The organism is Parabacteroides sp. HGS0025, assembly GCF_000969845.1.
Taxonomy (GTDB): domain Bacteria; phylum Bacteroidota; class Bacteroidia; order Bacteroidales; family Tannerellaceae; genus Parabacteroides; species Parabacteroides gordonii.
Genome location: NZ_KQ033902.1, coordinates 672,542 through 694,427, shown reverse-complemented (window position 1 = coordinate 694,427; position 21,886 = coordinate 672,542). Strand labels below are relative to the sequence as shown.

Genomic DNA, 21,886 nt, shown 5'->3' with positions numbered 1-21,886 from the left:
TAAATTAGTTTTACAGGTTACTTCTTAATGATCTTCACAGATTTGAAGGTTCCGTCTTCCAATGTGACATTGAGCAGATAGATACCTGATCCAAATGAGGACAGATCAATAACAGATCCCGGTTTGCGAATAACTTTCTGTAATGTTCCGTTCACGGACAGCAACTCTACTTGCTTGATCTCAGAAGGAGCAGCCACTGTTACGTTGTGGGTGAACATTCTCGGATATACATCGATCTGATCAGCTACGACAAGGTTTTCATTGCCTACCGACAGATAGTCGTCGTCTACCATGATCGTCACTGCTACAGGTTCAGCACCGAAGTAGTTCTTGTTACCGTGCTGCATAGCTGTAATCGTTACGATACCGGAAGTAACCGGAGTCAGCCACCAGTTGTCACCAATCTGGTTCACATAGGCAACTGCATCGTTGGATGAACTGAAGGAAACCGGAAGTTTACTTGATGCACTGGCAGTAAGTAATACATCGCCGCCATCCACATCGATTGTTGTTTCCGGACTCCAGCTGATCTTCTGTGAAGCAGGAACAAGAATGTATTTACCGTCAGTGTAAGTCACTTCGTAGTTGTCGGAAGTGTAGTTATCAGCAAATGTGATCGGATAAGTACCTGCATCGGAAGTTCTTGTCACAGTCGAGCTGATACGCGGAGCAAAGCCGAGGTCTTTCAGCGATTCACCGTTCACGAAACCAGTAGCCGTATAGGTCAGGTCTTCCAGATCCTTGCCATACACCGTTTCCTTGTTGTCCGCCACGATAGACAGAGCCGCTTTGCTGACAGTCAGCAATCCGGAAACATAGGTGATCACGTAGTTACGTCCGAAGTCCTGGGCAGAGTACGGAGTCAGTTTATAAGAACCGGCCTTGCCGCTGTATGCTTCCACACGAACCACCGGAGCCTGGCCTACCAGGAAGTCTTCGCCGTTCATGAAGTCATTCTTATTATAATCGTACGCATTTGCATAAGAAGGCATTGCGTCGCCATACTTGATGCTGAAGCTGCGGGCAGTTACCACTACCGGCTTCGGAGCGATAACCATCTTGTTCTTCGCCGTGTAAGCATAAGTTACCGAGCCAAGCGTCGCTTTTACCGTTACATTATATATACCTGCATCCACCGGAGCATCCTGGGTAGAAGGATAAAGTGTCGGAACAGAGCCGAACTGGTCGCCTTCGTAATAGATACTGAAGTCAGGGATCGCCTCACCCGTTTCCACGTTCGTTGCTTTTACGCTTACGGCTCTCGGAGTGGCATCGTAAATGCTGGTCACGTTGGAAACGATTACGTTGATCTTCGCTGCATCCCCTTCCGGAGCGATTACCTTGATCGTACCTGTTACAGGAGTGGCATCTTCGTATGTATCGTCGCCGTCGGCAAATACAGTGATGGTCACAAAGTTGTCACCTTCCGTACGCACATGGCCGGTTACAGAATAAACGCCTTTCGATACTTCAGACAGGATCACGCGTTCGCGATCGTTGCCCGACAGTTCGTAACGGATATCGTAGATAGACGGTTTGCCGTCGGCTTCCGATTTCAGGTAAGCAGACAATTCCACTGTTTCGCCTACCGGGATTACCAGGTTGCGCTGGTCTTCCGGCCAGATGATAGAACGTTTGATCTTATCGATCGACAAGGTTCCGTTTTTGTGGATCACCGTATAGTTACGTGCCTCACCTTCTGTTGTGAAGTAGATGTCGTAAAAACCACGGGAGTCTGAGCGTGCATCTGTCGCCACCTTCGGCATGACAGAGAATACATCCGCCAGATTTTCATATTCATTGTTCTTCAAACCGATATATTCGATCTCAAGATCCGGGTTACCACCACCGTACGGACGGCTGTAGCTACAAGCGCGTACTGTCAGCGGAGCCTTTGTTACCGTCAGGCCTGCATTAACCAATGTAGCACTTGCGATATTGAAGTTCGGCAGCAATGCTGCGATCTGTGCAGCGGCTGAAGAAGTAAAGCGCAATTCGTAAGTACCGACATCCGTTTTCTTATTAACACCGGACAGGTCGAGCCAGCTTGTACGGGTCACCTTATCGGCATTCAGTAATTGGGTGATCTCTGCCTGGAAGGCTTCCGACAATTCACCTGCAACAGCCACATAAACATCGGCATCTGTCGTTTCTTCACCATATTCGCGCACAACGGAAACAGTGATCGTTGCGTCGGTTGCAGTCAGCGGAGCCGGAGTTACCGTTACAGTCGCCTGTGTTTCACTGGCAGCAAACTTAACACCGGTTACCGGAGTAAGCATACCCTTCACCATCGCTTCAACGGCACGGATCTGGTAGTCGCCTACCGGAGCATCCGCTTCGTAGACATTTGCCTCAACAGGCAGGATTGTTTCGAACAGGTCGATCACATTCTTGTCTGCCAGTAATTTAGCGGCAGTCAACTTCGGTTCTGTAGCAAAAACAAGTTTAGCACTCAGGTCGGAGTCTTTTGTTACCTCTGTTCCATATACCTTCGTATAAGTATCCTTCGCAGCTTTCACTTCTACGGTTGCCGGAGTTACTTTGAGGTTGGCCAGATCGGTATCCAGTTGGATCTCGAAGTTACCGATAGCAGCTTTCAGGGTGGAAGCGTCTATGATACGAAGTTTGAATGTTCCCTGGGTTACATTATTCTTAACCGAGTCGACTAATACACTATTCAGCGTATTGCCGTGGAACTGAAGTTTATCGTTGCGGTACAATGCCCAGTGCAGTTTATTCGTACTGAATAGCTTATCCCAACGGACTTTCGTCATTGCAGCGGTCGGGTTTTCCGGATCTTCCACCAGGGAAACCAGGCTAAAGCCGTAATCATCAGCCGCCAGCGTCAGGTTAGTCAGATCGTAAACAGGGGCACCGCTCACAATCGTCCAGATACCTTTAAGCTCTTTCTCGTTGAATGTCACTACAACACCCGGAGCAACAACCTTCACTGCATTAACGGCAGTAACGACTTCCGTATCAGGTTCAGTTGTAACTTCCGCACCTTCAATTGCATAAACGAAGGTATAGTCGGCAGATGTCAGATTGACTGTATAGTTGTAATCACCGATCACCGGATTCTGTTTATCCAGTTGAGCCTTGGTAGTAACCAGGTCGACAACCAAGGTATAGTCACTCTTGATCTTGCTACCGTTCAGAGCCACGATATCATCATAGATCTGCTGAACGATCTGGTCTTTTGTCGCCTTACCGAAGGTGAATACTGCTTTCGCAGCAGTTCCTTCTTCGGCTGTTGCAGCCAGATAAGTAGGCAATGTGATAGTCAGTTTACGTTGACCGATCTGCACAGAGTTCTGTACATTATGGAAGTTGCTTCCGAATTGATTGTCAAGCTGGAAGTTTGACAACAATGCCGGGTCGAGCACATCCACTCTGTAACCGTAATCACCGTTCTTCGGCATCGTTTCCGTTGCTTCCGCAGTACAATCGGCAGTTGTCAGCATCACCTTGAACAGGTCTGCCGGATTTTCGAAACAACTATAACTGCTTAACAAACCTTCGTTGGCAGCCAGGAACTGACTGAGGATGTCTGCTTCGATAGCCGCTTTCCGTTTACCATAACGGTAAGTGATATCCGTCGGGAAGGTGAATACCACCGGAGCTTTGTTTACTACCAGTGTCTTCGTGCCGGTTTCTCTTATTTCGATATTATCGGTTACCTTCTGAACGAATGCTACTGAATAAGTATAGGTCTTAACAGCCGTCGTACCTTCTTCTTCTATATTATTAATGGTAACAGTAAAGCTCTTCAGTGGTTTCACACCAGCTTTAGTTACCAGTTCGAAGAATTCTTCGTTTGCCGGGTCTTCCAATACCGCTTTCTTTACAGAATCGAGCAAAGCTACTTTTGTATTGATGTCATTATAAGTAACATTTACCGTAGGCAAAGTGAGCGTACGTTTCGCTTTCACGATACGCAGGGCCAGCTTGGCAATTACATCGTTACCATTCTTGGTCAGATGGATACTGCTTGGTGCCGTATAGTTTAATGTATAGTATTGTGAGAACTGCGTATTTGAGCCTGTCACCACTTCGTAACCATACAAGTCGGAAACCTGCGGATAGCTTTCGCCGGCAATACGTACCGGGACATCGCCTGTAGAAGTTTCGTTATTGATCAGATAGGTTTTTACGCCCCAGTTATTCAGGTCGGGAACCGTTACACGGTCTGCACCCGGAGTCAGTCTGAAGTCATTTATCAGATCCAGTGCATACTCGTCGGCAGTCTGTCCGAACGGACGTTCCCACAGAGGCAGTTGTACGTTGATCGGCAGCGGATATTCGGCCAATGACTGTCCGTTATCTGTCAACCGTACGGAACGGAGATAAGTAGCGGTTGTATAACCGAACATTGTTATCGGAACGATAATGCCACCATCTTCATTCGTCACTTCAATCTTCTGGATATTATCATTAGGATTGAATACCACCGAATAAGAGTAGAGATCTCTACCGATTGCCGGAACTAATGTTACGCTGGAAATATAAGCCCCCTTCATATCCGGGTTCTTCAACAGCAGGTCAGCCATGATCGCTTTTTCGATCATTTCATTAGAAGCGCCTTCCTTCTTGAACTCATACTTGTAAAGTTTCACTTGTGCGATCGGACGCGGAGTGATGTTTACGGTTCCATTGAATGTAGTCGAGCTATGCGGTTGTCCGTTCACCGTTACTTCCGAGAACAGGAGATCCAGGTCTGCACTTAACGTTACCCGATAAGTAGCCGTACCCATATTTTCCCTGATCCGGTTATTCGTGATCTGTACATTCGTTATGTACTCCGCTATGTACGGATTTGCCAGATAGATGTATTCACGAACCTTATCGGCCACCTGTGCTGGGGTCATATCTTCCACATACTGAACGGTATATTCACCGAATGTGAAATCGATTGTCGGACGGGGAACGATTGCAATACTTCTTGAATAAGTGATCTCGATAGTTGTCCCCTTATCAACGACATTGATACGCTGATTAGCCGGAGTTTCTATTTCCTGCAAAGTTGCGCTCTTTGTGATGATGATCTTATAACCGAACGAGTCGTCCGTTTCCGCTATCGCATTCTTATTACCCAGGTCATTCGTGATCAGGCGAACAACAAATGTTTCATTACCCAAGACACCTGCATTACGAACCAACAGATCGCTCTTGATACGGCGGATAACCGCATTCGGAAGCATATCTTTTTCGTAAGCGATCTGGTAGTTACCCGGATAAGCCAGGGAATGCGTAGTAGGCAATGTAGTTACAAACAACAAAGAATTATTGAATGTACAAACATTACCGTTAACAATCTGGTTGGAAGAGGAAACATTTCCATCTGTAACAAAGTTCAGATTTGTCTTTGTCAGGTCGCCCTGTACAGTTACCTTATATCCTAACTGGCTATTATCGGCCATGCCGGCAGAAACAGTACCACCGGTCACCTCGACCTGAGGAACCAGGCTCTGATCGACCATATCCGGATTTATATCCTGGATCAGTCGCTTCAGCATGGTAGCTACAGCCGCATTATCCGTATAATCACCTATGCGGATCGGACTTGAAACAAAGTCCGGCAATTTAACCGACAATGTATTCTTTTCAACTGTAATCGCATTGACGATATCATAACTATGCTGCGATGTATTAAAGTTTATGGTTGCCCCTCCCACACCGGCAGAGACATTATTTCCTTTGCCATAATTCGGTAAAAGCACAACACGATAGCTATATACCCCTCCCGGAGCCAGTCTGCCGGCTGTTACCTCATTACTGAAATTAGCATCGGAATATACTTTTATCTCCGAGACAAAATCGGAAGGATTAATATTGTTACCGATCAGGTTCTTCGCCCTGTTCAAATTAGTATTGACAGCCATCTTACCCAGGCCGCCCACATCTTCTAAAAATACAGGGAATGTAGTATTAGTGATCGGTTTTTCTTTCACTTTCAGCTTTACTGTCGAGATATAGGAGCCAACAGCCAGCTGTGTACAATTACTTAAAGCCGGAGTATAGGCAAACTGTTCTGTCGGAGGAAACGTAAGTTGCACGTCGTATTCTCCTGCATCCAGACTATTATTACCTGTATATAATATAGACGAACCGTCTTTAACCAGATAAACCGAAGCATCATTAAATGAAACTCCGGCCATACCCAATACCTCAATTTTAGTACTCAGGTCGTTGACCGGCGTACCATACACATAATTCCCCCAGTTTGACGGGAAATTCAAATTACCGACAGATTGCCGGGCTTTGATCTCGATGGCATTTGAAACTACCACCTGTTCATGATCCAGTGTACCGTAAAGCGTGGCGGGGTTTATATTACCCGTACCGATCGCCCGTTCAAAATTCAACGTAATGGTGCTGGTGGAAGTCACTTTAAAGGTATAGTTATAACTTCCGGCAGCCAAATCGCCGGTCTGATCGCCACCACCACCTCTGATAGTAACATCGGATATCGTTGCCGTCTGATCACTCTGGTCGACAGCTTCCTGCAATAAACTTTGGATATGGGATTTCAGCTGCTCCGCATTTGCGTTACTGGTTCCTTCATAAACTGACAGGACATCTTTTACGGGGACATAGATGTCGGCTGCAACTGCTTGTGTGATATACCCTCCCAATAATAGTATCAATATAAGTAGTCGCCTACTCACATCGATTAAGTATACTTTGTTCATACGCAATTATTTTAATTAGTTTATACTTCAATCAATAGACAGTAAGTGCTTATAATCAAGTTGTATAACATAAATACAAACCCTGACAAAAGAAAACTCCGCCAGGGTTTGTATCCGCTTTCATTCTTCACAGAGCTAGGGCGGAAGAATTTATATTTCATTACTTTAGTATTAATACCCGCTTTTTCGTCCTCACGGATTAGTTGGTGTCAGGTAGAGGCATACTTCCGTACGCCTCTACATCCGCCACGCGGTTATTTGAATTTAAATTATTGATTATAAACTTCTTTATATCAATAGTTATTCATCGTCTTACTTAACGATTGCCTTAACAGCTGTTTCACCTTCGATCGTTACAACAACGATTCCAGCAGGAGCGTCGAATGTAACCTTGTCGGATGAAACTACCGAGTTAGCAATAGTCTGACCTAATACATTGCTGATAATAACTTTCTTGTTAGTAGCATTCAGGATCGTTACCTTACCCTGGCCACCCAGAACTGTTACAGCAGTTGTATTGATAGATTCGTTAGAAACCGGATTATGCTCATCAGCTTCATCGAAGTAGATGTCACCCGTAGAGGTAGCAGTCTTAGATGTTGCGAAGTCATAGAAGTCTTCTGACGGAATCATTTCCTCACCACCCACACATTCGTTGAATGCACGTACACGAGCCGTGTAAGCTGTTTGCGGGATCAGGTTATGAACAGCTATTGAAGTTGAGGAAGGATCAACCTTGAACGACTCTTCACCGTCGAAGTTGATATCATCCTGCCATTCGTAATAAGCAGTCGGCAATGAACCTACTTCGGTTCTCCAGTCACCTGTATTGAACTCACCACCGTTGATTGGCATACCCTGAACAGGTTTTCTAACCATCCATGTTGCAGGAGTATCGAACAGATAGATATCGATCTGGTGTTCGTCAGTCTGGAATCCTTCCATCAGGCGGATCGTATATTTAACCGGTTTCGTGATGTCGGTAGTCAGTTCCATGTTGTCCATCTGGTGGGCAATCGGAGCATAACCCCAGTTTCTGTCGATCGGTTCAGTATTACCCTGCAGTTTGAAGTTGTCTACGCTAACCTTAGTAACTTCTTTCTGCGGTTTACCTGCTGCATCTGTATATTCTTTAGTTACTTCCAACCAGTAGTTCACTTTGTTATCACGGTGGATCACATCGCCTGTTGCGTTGAACAATTCAACCCAGATAGTCTTGCTAGCATCGTCGGCACGAACTTCAGACATGAACACATCTTCAGAAGTGTACTTCGGAGTGAAGCGACCTACAGCAACCTGATAATATTGAGCACCCGGAGTGGCTGTCCACTTGATACGAGCATCGCTACCACCTACGTCACCCGGTTCCATATCCTTGATATAAGGCATTTCAAGACCGGCAGTGAATGCCAGCGGCAAGTTTTTCTGTACATCACATACAGCAGCCAGAGACAATGCGTTTTCTACATCGCAAAGGTCTTCTACGTTCGGAGTTGCACGAACATCGATCTTAGCAGCTACGTCACCACGAAGAACATTGTTCACCAGGTCGTTTTCGCCACCTTTATAAGTATAAGGAGCTTCTTCTGCTGTTGCAGCCAGTTCCATAGATTTCTCACGGATGAACAGTTTCACTTCTTTTGCTTTGTTTGTTCCGAATGTGAACAAGTCAGAAGCGCTCAACAAGTTGATTTCCTGTTCAATCTTAGATTCTTCACCATCAACAGTAGTACCGTAATGCGGCAGGTCACGACCCTGGATATAGAATACAGAATCTTTAGATGCGCCACCGTTTACAACACCGAACTGGAATGCTTCGATCTTATTCTTACCTGCTGCGTCAGAGCTGAACCATACTTCAGGAACTTTCACGTCACCCTTGATACCGGCTGTCAGCGTATCGTTTACGTTGATTCCGTAAGGAGCCCAGATACCGAATTTCGCCCATCTTTCGTCATTGAAAGTCAGATTACGTTTGTAATCATCCAAGTCGAAGAAGTATACGCGGTTGTAAGCTTCTGCTTCAGCAGCACGCTGTTGCGGAGCCAGACGGATAGAGTCTTTCGCATAGTAGCGAGCCCACATACCCTTTTCAGAACCACTAGTGATTGTATCGATAGTCATTTCAATACCGTCGCGATCTTTCGGATCGAACTTTGCAGAAACAAGAGCCAATACTTCACCGTATTTGTTCGGAGAAATCTGAACCTTTGTACCTACTGTATCTACCTGACCATAAGCTTCACCGTTCAGGTCGCCCAGAACTGTTACTTCATAACCGAATGCACCGGCCTTGTTAGAGAATACTTCCATATCCACCGGATCAGTGATGTTCAAACCAGCGATGATGAACTGACCGTCGCGTACCGGATAGCAAGTATTTACATAACGAGTCTTGTAATCCTTACGGAACATTTCGTTATAGATGAAGTTAGGAGCAGGAACCCAGTTTTCGCTTGAGCTACCACCATCCGATACATAAACATTAGGAATGCTACCGCCACCGCAAGAGTTGCAGTTACCGAACTGTTGAGTCAGGAATGAATAGAAGCTAGTATAAGAACCGATGATCTTATCTGCATTCATTGTAGTGATCAAACCTCTGTCAGTAGTACCGAATGTATAGAATTCGTTCCAACCTTTATTGTTAGCTGTAGTTGCACCGAACTGAGCTACGTGGTTGAATACATTAGGAGTACCTTCGAAACAAGAATTCCAGCTTTCAGCTACGATCGGAACCAGGTTCACGTCATTGTAAGGAACATACTTAACAGTCATTTCAAGACCGTTTTCTTCTACATACTGTACAGCATAGTCGTCATCCAGATCAACCTTGTAAACCAAAGTATCACCAACGCTCATACCGATAAACTTACCGAATGTAGCACCGCTGTATTCTTCGATCGGTTTTTCCTGAGTACCTTTCTTCACATATACTTTCGCAAAGTCAAGGCTTTCACCTGTGAATACGAATGCATTTGTATGATAAACTGCATCGTCTACACCTTCAAATGTCTTAGAGAACTGTTCTTTGAAGATCTTGATAGAAGCAACTGTTCCACCTTCTACGTCCGGTTTCAAACCTGTAGCAAATACCTTCACTGTGTGAGGTCTTGACTCATATTTGTAATTATCCCATTCGTCATACGGAGCGAAGAAGAAGTCCTTACGGTCGATCTTTTCGAAGTATTTCAGTAATTCAGAGCTCATTACGCCCATAGCGTGGCTTAACAGAGACTGGTCGGTATCCTGGAACCATACGAATGTATTGTTTCCGAAGATCTTGATCGGGCCTGTATAAACTGCGTCACCTACTTTGTTGATCAGATCCTGACCGCTGTAAGTATAAGTCGTACCAGACAGTACATCTTCATTTACATTATATCTTGCAACAGAAGCATCGTAAACCAGACGCGGAGCGATTGTATATGTTTCGTTTACATATTTAGACTCGTCGTCACCGATGTTCACATCACCACGGTGATATTTGAAGATTGCATTGATACTGATGATATCCGGATTGATATTACCTGCGCAATCAATTACATCAAGTTCCGCATAATTACCAACTTCTTCAGGGTAATCACTAATACAACATTCAGCACATCCATTTTCTTCCAACCATGATTTCCAGTCGGTATAGCTATATCCTGTAAGTGACATCGGCAAGAAACGTCCTGCATAATAAGTTGAGTCTTTCGAACCTCCTTCATTTACAAACACGATCTTCCAACCTTTGATATTCACATCGTCATCATAACGTCCTGTTGACTGTTTCGGAGCTTTGGTACGATTTTCCAAAGTCAGACCACCAAACAGAGATTCCGGCAATGTATAAGTAGTTGTACGACCAATTACCGAATTGAAGTAAGGCAAGTTCTTGAAGCTAACCTGTGCAGTCTTGAAATCCAGATATTCGTCGAAATGAAGATCGTTCAATTCGTTATATTCAGGAATAGAAGTAGCCTGAAGTTCGTAACGAGCTGTGTCTGAAGCTTCAGCAGTGATTGTAGACCAGATATAATTATCTTTGTCAAATGCTTTAACTTCCTGCGGAGCGAAGAAATAAGTAAAACGAGCACTTGATTTGCAATCGCGGTCGTCTGTAGCATCTGTCTGAACGAAATATTCACGAGGAATCAGATAAGTAACTTTCTTATCCTTACCAGGTGTACCCGTTCTACCGATCTTACCGTCAGCAACCATCTGATCCAAAGAAACCCAACCCTGAACTTTTGTCAAATCGCTTTCCTGAGAAATTTCCATTTCGTCAGCAATAAATGGATATTCAACATTCAATTCGTAATATGCCAGTTCTTCTTTCGGATCTCTGTCTGCTGCATAAAGACCATCACGATCAACACCACTGAAAGTAGCCGTATATTCATTGTTAGTCTTATTATTTTCATACAATGTGTTCCAGAACTCCACATTTGTAACCAACGTGTCAGCAGCACAAGCTGTATTACGTCCGGCACCCGCTTCAAACACTTTCGTATTTGCAGCACCAAAAGCAACATCAGGACGATTGAACGCCAAACGAGCATTTGTAAATACTGTCAATGGTTCTGTGTTCTTTGAGCCTGTAGAAGAAACTGCATCGTCAGCAACCGATTTAGCTCCCTTGAACATAACAAGAATGATCTTGTTATCCAGAGAACCTTGTTGCCAGGAATTAGCATTTGTATTATCAGCATCAGAAACATGCGCTTTAATATGATGTGTATGCGCTGTAACTACTTCATGATTGCTTGCCGTGAAAATTGCACGGTCACTAACCATCTGACCTACATATTCACCAGACATATCATAAACATATACGTCATATGTCCAGTCGATCTTACGATTCACCAGATCAATATTACCAAAAGCACGAACGTCCATTTCAACACTTTCAACACCTGTCAAGCCTTTAGTGCTATACAGAAAGTCTACACGTGAACTGGCTGTCTGATTCTGATAAATACCCAAACCGGTATTGCCTTTATCATCTGTAAATTTCAGATATTCGGCAGTGTTCATTTCTTCGTGATTCTTAATATCCGAATAAGCCATTTCCAGATACTTTCCGGTAAATGGTTTCAAATAGTTAGGAGTATCACTGTCATCCAGGTTAAAGAAGGTAACAAAAGCACCATTCATTAAACCTGCATCCATCTTTGTGAAATCGATCAACGACTCATAGTTACCATAAGAAGTTGAGTTAGCTTCCCAATGATTGTGCACATTTACCTTGTCGAGTGGCTTGAAATTATACAAACCGTCACCAACCAGTGTCGCTTCATCATCCCACGCGGCTTCGGTGCTCACACCTTCATACCATTTTGCTTTTATATTAGCATAGTCTTCCCCTGCTGCATTCAGCATCGGAGACAAGCCATAAAAAGCCATAGCACATAAAAGAGCGGCCGACCCGCCTTTTACCAAAGTACTTTTTCTCATACGTAAAACATTTAATTAATAAAATTATGATCTATACTCAAATTGATTATCATCTCATCATTTAGCCCATTTCAGCGATCTAACTGTGTAAGCCACAGGAAAAAGTCAATTAAGGGAACCGGTAAAAGCCTGTAAACAGGCATTATTTTAATCCTCAGCCAACCCAAATGGCGAGTTTAAAGGTTCCTTTTTTCTAGTCATGCGTTTAAGATTTGTTCACTTTTGTAACGAGAAGCGGGGATTTTGTCCTCATTTCCGTATCGTACTGATAAGAAAGCAGATAGAAAAGTGAAAAAAGTTCTGAAAAGGATTGTAGGTTCGAAAGGAATGCTTATTTTTGCTGCATGGAAAAAAGGAACGTTTTTTTTAGTCAGTCCATAATGCACCTCTCCTGTTAATTTTCAAAGCATACATAATCATTCGGATTACCAGTTAAGTGGGGTAGAAAATAGGTACTGCTAGCGGGCGAAAGGTCTTTATAATAACGTACCTGTACATTAATATTAATAAATAGAAATCCAAATTTAGCCAATTAGCCAATCCGCTTGTTCTAAACTTTCTTAGAATTATATAATCATAAGACTGCCATCTATTCATTTTCAAATCATCTGTCCCTTATTTTCCTATTGCCCCAATCAAAATTACATGCCGAAGTAAATAGACATGTATATTTAGATACGTTTTTTAACACCCCCCTCCGCACCCTTATAAACCATCTTTCCTGACAATGTGAAAGCCGGAAAAAGCCGTTTTGGAAGATTGCTGTTGTTTAATACAAATCCCTTTCGTACTTTTGTATTCTACTAGAAGGATAAAAATGAAACAGTATTTAGATTTGCTAAATCGCGTATTAGCTGAGGGAGTTAGGAAGGAAGACCGCACAGGAACAGGTACCCAAAGTATTTTTGGTCATCAAATGCGATTCAATCTGGAAGAGGGGTTTCCTCTCCTTACGACAAAGAAGCTACACCTGAAGTCAATCATATACGAATTGCTCTGGTTCCTGCAAGGGGATACGAATGCGAAGTATCTGCAGGATCACGGCGTACGTATCTGGAACGAATGGGCGGATGCAGACGGAAACCTGGGACATATCTACGGATTCCAGTGGCGTTCGTGGCCCGACTACAAAGGCGGCTCCATCGACCAGATCAGCGAAGCCGTTGAAACGATCAAACATAATCCTGATTCACGAAGGATCATTGTCAGTGCCTGGAATGTGGGCGACCTCGGAAATATGAATCTTCCGCCCTGTCACGCCTTCTTCCAATTCTATGTGGCGAACGGACGCCTGAGCCTGCAAATGTATCAGCGTAGTGCCGATATATTCCTCGGTGTTCCTTTCAATATTGCTTCTTATGCGTTGCTTTTACAAATGATGGCACAAGTTACAGGACTTAAAGCCGGAGATTTTGTTCATACGCTGGGGGATGCCCATATATACACTAATCATTTCGATCAGGTAAAATTGCAGCTTACCCGCGAACCGCGTCCTCTTCCCCGGATGGAGATCAATCCGGATGTAAAAAGCATCTTCGACTTTCAATTCGAAGACTTCAACCTGACCGGCTACGACCCTCATCCGCACATCAAGGGAGAAGTGGCCGTTTGAGATGTTGAAGATTAAAGACTGAGTATAATATTACTATATAAATTGATAAGTTTATGAGTACAATTTCAATCATTGCCGCTATTGCAGAGAACAACGCGATTGGTAAAGACAATAAGTTGTTATGGCGTCTGCCTGCAGATATGAGACGTTTTAAAGATTTGACAACCGGCCATGCCGTGATCATGGGACGTAAAACGTTCGAGTCGCTGCCAAAGGGCCCGCTTCCCAACCGTAAGAATGTAGTCCTGACAACTTTGCCGGAAGCAGGTTTTATAAACTGTTTCGCTTGCGAGTCGATGGGTTCGGCTTTGGATATTTGTGAAAAAGAAGATGAAATATTCATTCTGGGTGGTGCGTTGGTTTATCGCCAAGCCTTACGTATCGCAGATAAAATGTATATCACACGTGTACACGGAGAGTTTAAGGATGCAGATACCTTCTTTCCGGTTGTAAACTGGGATTTATGGGAAGAAGTAGAACGCCAGGAGTTTCCTGCCGACGCAAAACATGCTTATCCATATACGTTCCTGACTTACGTTCGTAAAAAATAAGTTTATCCCGTATTAGGGTTCATGGGTTCATATAGTAGCATAACCTTCTGGTTGTATGCATCTTACTATATGAACCCATTTTCTTTTGCCTTCATTCCGCTTTCATAGTGCTTTCATATCCATCCTGGCCTGTACCTTCGTTACGACACATGATCCATCTATATTATCAAGAAAAAAAAGAATATCTTTCCAATTGAACAATCCCTACAACAAAAGTTTTTCAAAATAAATCCTTCAATCCTTCAGCATTGCTGTTATCTTTCTTATAATCATTATTCTACAGCTGAAGGATAATAGTTTATATGAAGGATTTATCTTGAATCTTGAATTTTGACTTTTTGCATACTCAATTCTAACACATGAGTGCAGGCCTTTTAGTTCAATAGTCCTTTCTTCTTTTCTGTTTGTCAATTGTCGAACGCTTGTTTGACATATGTCAAACGCTTATTCGACAACTGTGAAACAAGCGTTCGACAGTTGACAAATAATAAATAGGTTATATCTTTCATGTTAACAGGTCGTTATGTACCTCATTCTTACTTATTAATCCTACTCTTATTCTTTGCCTGAAAGAGTGGACTAAAACAAGTATTAATTTCAGACTGGAGTATGAAGCATTTATCTGAAAATGCAAACAGCTTCCTTCATACAGTAGAAAATCATTCAGCCGTAAACATTAGATAATCAAATATATAGCCTTACACTGAAGGATTGAAGGATTTATTCTGAAAAACTTTTGTTGAAGTACTTAGGGAAAGGATGTATGCCAACTCCACCTGTGACACTATAAACAGACTCAAAACTAGGAAGTTTTGAGCTATCTGATTAGTGACTGATGGTAACTGGCTCCCCTCTTGAGAGGGGGTAGGGGGTGTGTAAATGCCAGTAAATAAAACCGGCAAAAAACATATGTATGGCTTAAATATATGAATGTGTTATTAATTAAGGCCCGTTTATAGGCGGGATTATAACACACCCCCTTCCCCCTCTCAAGAGGGGAGCCAGATACAACCGGTCGCTATTATCAAAGACTCACCTCTGTCAAGAACTGAAACATTAAGTGAAAACCTTGAAAGCTAAATGAAGCCCCTATGAAGGCTGAACGGCTTTCAGCACACTTTTTTCAATAGTTATTAATCTGAAAGAAATGCAGGAGAAGTCGTTTTAATGTTTTAGGATTTGTCCTTGTGTCCCAAGCCATAACAATATAGACTTTATCATTTCGGATATAATAGTAAATCTTATTCTTTTTGTTTACCACTAACTCACGTATAACTATATCTAACGGTTTATTGGCCAAATATACCTGACCGATTTCAGGAAAACTCTCTAGCAAAGCTATATCTTTCTGAATATTCCCCCAGGCAGTTGCAGCAATCGTATCTCCCCAACATTTCCTGATAAAAAGGAGTAAATTAAGCACACTCTCTTTTGCAAAGTCAGTCCAGATTATTTCCATCCCATCTTCTTATCTATATAATCCGTCACTTCAGTTGTGGAATACAATGGGCCTTCACTTTCTGCCACCTTCATTGTGTACTCGGCTACAGATTGTATCAAATCATCAGGCATTACATATTCTTTCGCCTCTACTTCTTTCTGGGAAGTTAAAGCTTCAATGTAATCATGTACTTTCCGAAGCTTATCCTCACTTAGATTCATTACTTCCCGGAAAATACTTACTTTTAACGCATCTGTATTCATTACATCCATTCTATTTTGGTTCTATATCTACAAAGATAGAGATTATTTCTTTTCTACTCCATTATCGATTGAAACTTTAAGCAACTCTTTATCATAAGGGAACGCCCCTTCCACTATTACACCTTATTAACGATCACTTTACAACTTTTTACTCTTTCTTTGTATCTATATAGCAAACGATGTTGTTTAACAAGTAAATCCGTATAGATATGAAGATAAGAGCAATTTTGATTTCCGCGCTGATCGTATGTTGCATTTCGGCAGCGTTCATGTACACAAGAGCGGCACAATCAACAAATGAAAGTAAAATGATTGAAAGAGCCATTCAAGGCAAGAATACATCCCAACTGATCAAAGCATTGATCGGTAAAATGAAAGACCAGTTAGAAGTGAACGATGATGACTTCCCTGCGCTTATCAAAGAAGTGGAAAACTATGCAGCCGAATGTAAAGCCCCGGCTTCCGCAGCCGTATTGCATTCGATGGTAGCGGAAATGTATAACAACTACTACATGCAGAACCGTTGGAAGATCAACCAGCGGACAGACCTGGTCGGTTACGTTCCCGAAGATATACGGGAATGGACTTCCAATCTTTTCACCCAAAAGGTCAAAGAAGAGCTAACCGCCTCCCTGCAACCGGCCGAGCTGTTACAGCAAACGCCGGTATCCGATTTCAAGGCAATCCTCGAAACCGGGAAAGACACCCCTACCCTGCGCCCCAGCCTATACGATTTTCTGGCATTCCGTGCACTGGATATAGCTCCCTCGACAGAGATATATGAAAAGCTGATTGCCTGGCTGAATACACAGCCGGATAAGAAAGCGGTAGTCCTTACCACTCTCGATTATCTGCAATTCAAATATTCTTCCCTGCAACAGGATAAAGAAAGAAAAGAATATCAGGCCGCCCTCGACAGCCTGATGAAAGTATATGCCGATAAAGATTATTCGGTGGAGATCGTGGCTGCCCGGTTGAATTCATTTGGATTTGCCTACAACTATAACGATCCCGAAAAAATGGATTCTATCAAGGCAATAGAATACAACCTTTGTAAAGAAACAATCGCCCGTTTTCCGAACTACGACCGGATCGGCCTGATAAAAAACAGACTGGCACAAATGCAAAATCCGTCACTGCGGATCAATACGGAAAATAATATCTATCCAGGAAAAGAACTGACTCTTAAGGTGAATTACAAAAATGTCCCCGAGATCACAGTCAGTATATACAAAAGCCTGAAAACACCTCAGCAGACAACATATTATAATGAAGCAGATACGAGTAAAGCGCTGGGTGCACTCGTTAAAAAGGTCACTTTCTCTTTATCACAACCGAACACATACACCGACTTGGATACAACCCTTGTTATCCCGATGGAACACATGGGGCTCTATGAATGTATCGTCACCGTACCCGGCAAAGGGCTAAAGACAAACAATCTGTTTAGTGTCAGCCGCCTGGCTGCTGTTTCACGCAATATGCCGGATGGTTCCACAGAAATACTGGTGACGGGCTATCTGAGTGGCAAACCGGTAAGCGATGCTTCCGTGACTTACTATTCCGGCAAACGCCGTAACCTGCAAAAGCAGGGTAGCGTAAAAACAGACCGCGACGGATTAGCCGTTCTTCCCCGTCAAAGTGATATGATGGCTTATCAGGTCACACACCGCGAAGACGCCTATTCCATGCTGACGCTTTTTTATCCGAACAGTCGGGAAATGCAGAATAAAACAAAAAAACGTCCTCAACTCTCACTGTTCACCGACCGGGGTCTATACCGTCCGGGACAAACATTATATTTTAAAGGTATTGCTTACGTCAACGATACGCAAACACCTTATGCCGTTGAAGGAGAAAGCTATAAAATAACTTTACGGGATGCCAACTGGAAAGAGGTGGCTACCAAAACACTGAAAACAGATAAGTTCGGTTCCTTCAACGGAGAGTTTACACTGCCGCAGCAAACACTTAGCGGAATGTTCACGCTTTCCACCGAATATACAAGTACCAGCGTTCGTGTGGAAGAATATAAACGCCCGACGTTCTTTGTCGAACTGCTTCCGATTAAAGGTGATATCTCTTTCGGCGACCGGGTAACGATCGAGGGTAAGGCACAAACCTTCTCCGGCGTTTCCCTGCAAAGCGGTGAAGTGACTTACCGTATTAATAAGCGACCTTTCTGGTTGCGCGGTTATTTTGGAGGAAACACGAACGAGCAAGTGGCAGAAGGAACTACAACCATCAACAGTGACGGCACATTCTCCGTTGATTTCCGTCCGGAGAAATCAACAGATGGATACAGCTTCTTCCCCTACCAGAGCTATGTCGTTACAGCAACCCTGACCGACAGTAACGGAGAGACACAGGAAGCTACATACACTTTCTCTGTTGGTGAAACCGGTATCGTCCTGAGCACCAATATTCCGTCGCAGATAGATAAAGATTCTGTCAATGCAACCGTTTCGGCACAAACCCTGAACGGGGAAAAGCTGACTGTCAACGGTACTTATACGATCTATAAACTGGGCGATACTGGCAAAGAGAACCGATACGGACAGGAAGAATATAAAGAAGAGCAACAAGTTGGAGCCGGTAATTTCATTTCCGGTCAGACGATCGACAAAGAAGTATTCAAAAAACTTCCGGCCGGCCGTTATCGCATCAAGCTGGAAGCAAAAGACAGTAAAGGCCGTCCTGCCACTGCACAAGACGACTTTATCCTATACAGCCTGCGCGACAAAAGACCGCCGGTATTCACTCACCTGTGGTTACTGAATGAAAAGACAGATTGCCAGCCGGGCGAAGAAGCCCGAATAGTGTTCGGTACATCGGATAAAGATGCACATGTGTTATACGAACTTTACCAGAACGGCAAATGTATCTCACGCAAACAAATGGTATTGAATAATGAGAACCACCTCTTCCGTATCCCATTCCTGGAAAGTTACGGGGAAGGTATTGTTGCCAGCTTCACCTTTGTAAAGAACGGTAAGCTGTATACTACACAGTCGCAGATCAAACGTCAGCAACCGGATCGTCGCCTGACCATCCGGCCGACAACATTCCGTGACCGTCTGCTGCCGGGTAGCCAGGAAACATGGAAGTTCCGTATACTGGATGCCGACTCTGTTCCCGTAGCCGCCGAAATTCTGGCAAGCATGTATGATGCTTCACTGGACAAGATACTGCCGTTCAACTGGTTCTTCAATCCGGAACGTTTTGTTTATCTGTATGCTCCAACCTTTAATACAGGCACAAGCATGGATCAGCGGACAATGTATGATGCCGGAGAGCTGAAACTAGCCAATATTCCTGATTACCAGTACGACCGTTTAAACTGGCAAGGTATTATGGACTTCAGAAACTATAGGATCCGTGGCGGAGGTATTATGATGAAATCTGCTGCCGCTCCAATAATTGCAGAAGAGGAGGTTGAATCAACAGGAATGGCAACCTACTCTCGTGCTACCGATAGCATGCTGGCAGAAAACACCGTAGAAGCATCGGCCGACATGGCTGCCCCAGGTGTCGATAACGGCAATAACCTACCACAAACTTTACCTGTTCAGCAAATTCGTGAAAACTTCAACGAAACAGCCTTCTTCTATCCTTCCCTGCTGACAAATGCAGAAGGAGACGTTATGCTGCAATTCACATTACCCGAAAGCAATACGACCTGGAAATTCCAGGCTTTGGCTAACACTGCCGATATGAAATATGGTATGCTGACCAAAGAGGTGATCAGCAGTAAGCCGTTGATGGTACTGCCGAATCTTCCACGCTTTATGCGCCAGGGCGACGAAGTATCCGTCAGTACACAGGTGATAAACAACTCGAAAGAATCTATCTCCGGACGCGTTAGCCTCGAATTGTTCGATCCGGCAACAGACCAGCCTGTGATCTGCCTTACCAAATCGCAGAAGGCCTTTACATTGTCGGCCGACAGCATCACGACTGCTTCATGGACATTCCGCGTGCCGGAAACGATCAATCTGATCGGTTGCCGTATCATAGCCGACTCTGACTCCGGCAACGATGGCGAACAACATTTAATCCCGGTTCTCTCCAATCAGATACTGATCACGGAAAGTACTCCGTTCTACCTGATGGGAGATAACGAACAACAGATCCGTTTGTCAGGAAACAAGGCTACCGGAACCCGTAAGCCGTTCAGCATGACACTGGAACTGACCGCCAACCCGATCTGGTATGCCGTACAGGCGCTGCCGACATTGACACAGCCGGAAAACGACAATATCATTTCCTGGTTCGCTTCTTATTACAGCAATACGCTGGCTAATTACATTGCCACAGCCAACCCGCGCATCCAGCAGGTGATCAGCCAGTGGAAGGCACAGGGAGGAACAGCATCCACCTTATATTCGAACCTGGAAAAGAACCAGGAACTGAAGAATATCCTGCTACAGGAAACGCCGTGGGTATTGGCTGCCGACAACGAAACAGAACAGAAACAACGCCTGTCGTTGTTGTTCGACATGAACCGTGCCGGCCAGCAACGCGAACTGGCTTTGCAACAGTTGCTGAAACAACAGAACGAAGAGGGTGCCTGGGGCTGGTTCAAAGGTTTCTACCCGAGCCGTGAAATCACCCTGCATATCCTGAAAGGTATGTCGCAACTGGTCGAACTGGGTGCCGTTCAATACGGACAGGAAGAAAAAGAAATGCAGATGAAAGCATTGAAATTTCTGGATAAACAGATGCAACTGGATTACGAACGCCTGCAAAAAGCCGATAAGAACTGGCAGACAAGCGTACCTAACTCCCTGCAACTGGAATACCTGTTCGTCCGCAGTTCCTACCGCGATATCCCGGAACTGGGAGACGCCCGCGAAGCGATCCGTTTCTATACGGCACAGGCAGAGAAAACATGGAGCAAACAGGGCCTTTACGGTAAAGGTGAAATTGCCCTGCTGATGCAACGGAACGGAAAGAAAGAAGTGGCAAACAATATCCTGGCATGGTTACGCAAAACGGCAACCGTTTCCAACGAACAGGGTATGTACTGGGCTAACAACCGGAGAGAAAACAGTTTCTTTATCTCTCCGATCGATACGCACTGCCTGTTGATGAAAGTGTTCAATACGTTATCACCGAACACCAAAGATACCGACCGCCTGAAACAATGGCTGCTGAACCAGAAGCGTACCCAGAACTGGGAATCGGTTCCCGCCACGATAAACGCAATCTATGCATTGCTGCTGACCGGAAGCGACTGGCTGAATGAAAACAATACCTGCACCGTCAACTGGGGAGGTAAGACATACAGCACCGCCGAAGGTGAAACGGCAACAGGTTATCTGAAGGTTGTACTGGGTGAAAAAGAAATTTCTTCCGAAAGCAATTCCGTTTCCATCCGGAAGGAAGGAAATGCGCCTGCCTGGGGAGCTGTTTACGAACAGTATTTCGAGAACATCAATAAAGTGGATAAACAACAGGGTGTACTCAATGTGGAAAAGAAATTATTTATTGAGAGCAACAGCGGAACAGGCCTGCAGATACAACCGGTAACAGAAGGCAAGCTCCGTGTGGGTGATAAAGTGGTTGTACGCCTGACCATCCGCACAGACCGCGAAATGGATTATGTATTCCTGAAAGACCTGCGGGCAGGATGTTTTGAGCCGGCCAACCAGATCTCCGGTACGAAGTTCAGGGATGGAGTGATGTACTATCAGTCGCCGACGGATGTATCAGAAAACTTCTTCTTCAACCGTTTGCCGGCGGGAACCTTCGTGATCGAGTATCCGGTTTACGTAACACGCACCGGTGATTATGCCGGAGGATTCAGTACAATTCAATGCCTGTACGCTCCCGAGTTTGTTTCACATACAGAAAGTGAGGCAATATCTGTCAGTTTTTAA

General features: G+C 44.2%; 7 protein-coding genes. 3 read left to right on the top strand and 4 right to left on the bottom strand.

The annotated features are described in order from the left end of the window. Positions 1 to 17: 17 nt before the first annotated feature. Together HMPREF1212_RS02450 and HMPREF1212_RS02445 are read right to left on the bottom strand one after the other, a co-directional pair. Positions 18 to 6,695 (bottom strand): MBG domain-containing protein, encoded by a 6,678-nt coding sequence (locus tag HMPREF1212_RS02450; protein WP_046148307.1) that lies wholly within the window; start codon positions 6,693 to 6,695, stop codon positions 18 to 20. Between the two features lie 312 nt (positions 6,696 to 7,007). Further along, a complete protein-coding gene (locus tag HMPREF1212_RS02445) occupies positions 7,008 to 12,137 on the bottom strand; it encodes a DUF6383 domain-containing protein (RefSeq protein WP_046148306.1) in 5,130 nt (1,709 codons plus the stop codon). Positions 12,138 to 12,954: 817 nt separating this feature from the next. Here HMPREF1212_RS02445 and HMPREF1212_RS02440 point away from each other — a divergent pair. Beyond that, positions 12,955 to 13,749, top strand: a complete 795-nt coding sequence (locus HMPREF1212_RS02440; RefSeq protein ID WP_046148305.1) for a thymidylate synthase — start codon at positions 12,955 to 12,957, stop codon at positions 13,747 to 13,749. Positions 13,750 to 13,802: 53 nt separating this feature from the next. Further along, positions 13,803 to 14,300, top strand: coding sequence for a dihydrofolate reductase (locus HMPREF1212_RS02435; protein WP_046148304.1), 498 nt, complete (start codon positions 13,803 to 13,805; stop codon positions 14,298 to 14,300). 1,123 nt (positions 14,301 to 15,423) lie between these two features. Here HMPREF1212_RS02435 and HMPREF1212_RS02430 read toward each other — a convergent pair. Together HMPREF1212_RS02430 and HMPREF1212_RS02425 are read right to left on the bottom strand one after the other, a co-directional pair. Further along, positions 15,424 to 15,759 carry a type II toxin-antitoxin system RelE/ParE family toxin gene (locus tag HMPREF1212_RS02430; RefSeq protein WP_028729623.1) on the bottom strand — a complete coding sequence of 112 codons (336 nt, stop codon included), beginning with the start codon at positions 15,757 to 15,759 and terminating at the stop codon, positions 15,424 to 15,426. Then, the gene (locus tag HMPREF1212_RS02425; protein ID WP_046148303.1) at positions 15,750 to 16,013 is read right to left on the bottom strand and encodes a hypothetical protein; all 264 of its coding nucleotides are present in this window, start codon (positions 16,011 to 16,013) and stop codon (positions 15,750 to 15,752) included. The genes HMPREF1212_RS02430 and HMPREF1212_RS02425 overlap by 10 nt, the downstream gene beginning before the upstream one ends. Positions 16,014 to 16,213: 200 nt before the next feature. Here HMPREF1212_RS02425 and HMPREF1212_RS02420 point away from each other — a divergent pair, with 200 nt between their 5' ends. Next, positions 16,214 to 21,886, top strand: a complete 5,673-nt coding sequence (locus tag HMPREF1212_RS02420; RefSeq protein ID WP_046148302.1) for an alpha-2-macroglobulin family protein — start codon at positions 16,214 to 16,216, stop codon at positions 21,884 to 21,886.

Excerpts from the sequence above, each read along its gene's own strand:
- HMPREF1212_RS02430 (WP_028729623.1), bottom strand. The coding sequence starts at position 15,759 with ATGGAAATAATCTGGACTGACTTTGCAAAAGAGAGTGTGCTTAATTTA.
- HMPREF1212_RS02425 (WP_046148303.1), bottom strand. The coding sequence starts at position 16,013 with ATGGATGTAATGAATACAGATGCGTTAAAAGTAAGTATTTTCCGGGAA.
- HMPREF1212_RS02445 (WP_046148306.1), bottom strand. The coding sequence starts at position 12,137 with ATGAGAAAAAGTACTTTGGTAAAAGGCGGGTCGGCCGCTCTTTTATGT.
- HMPREF1212_RS02440 (WP_046148305.1), top strand. The coding sequence starts at position 12,955 with ATGAAACAGTATTTAGATTTGCTAAATCGCGTATTAGCTGAGGGAGTT.
- HMPREF1212_RS02420 (WP_046148302.1), top strand. The coding sequence starts at position 16,214 with ATGAAGATAAGAGCAATTTTGATTTCCGCGCTGATCGTATGTTGCATT.
- HMPREF1212_RS02435 (WP_046148304.1), top strand. The coding sequence starts at position 13,803 with ATGAGTACAATTTCAATCATTGCCGCTATTGCAGAGAACAACGCGATT.
- HMPREF1212_RS02450 (WP_046148307.1), bottom strand. The coding sequence starts at position 6,695 with ATGAACAAAGTATACTTAATCGATGTGAGTAGGCGACTACTTATATTG.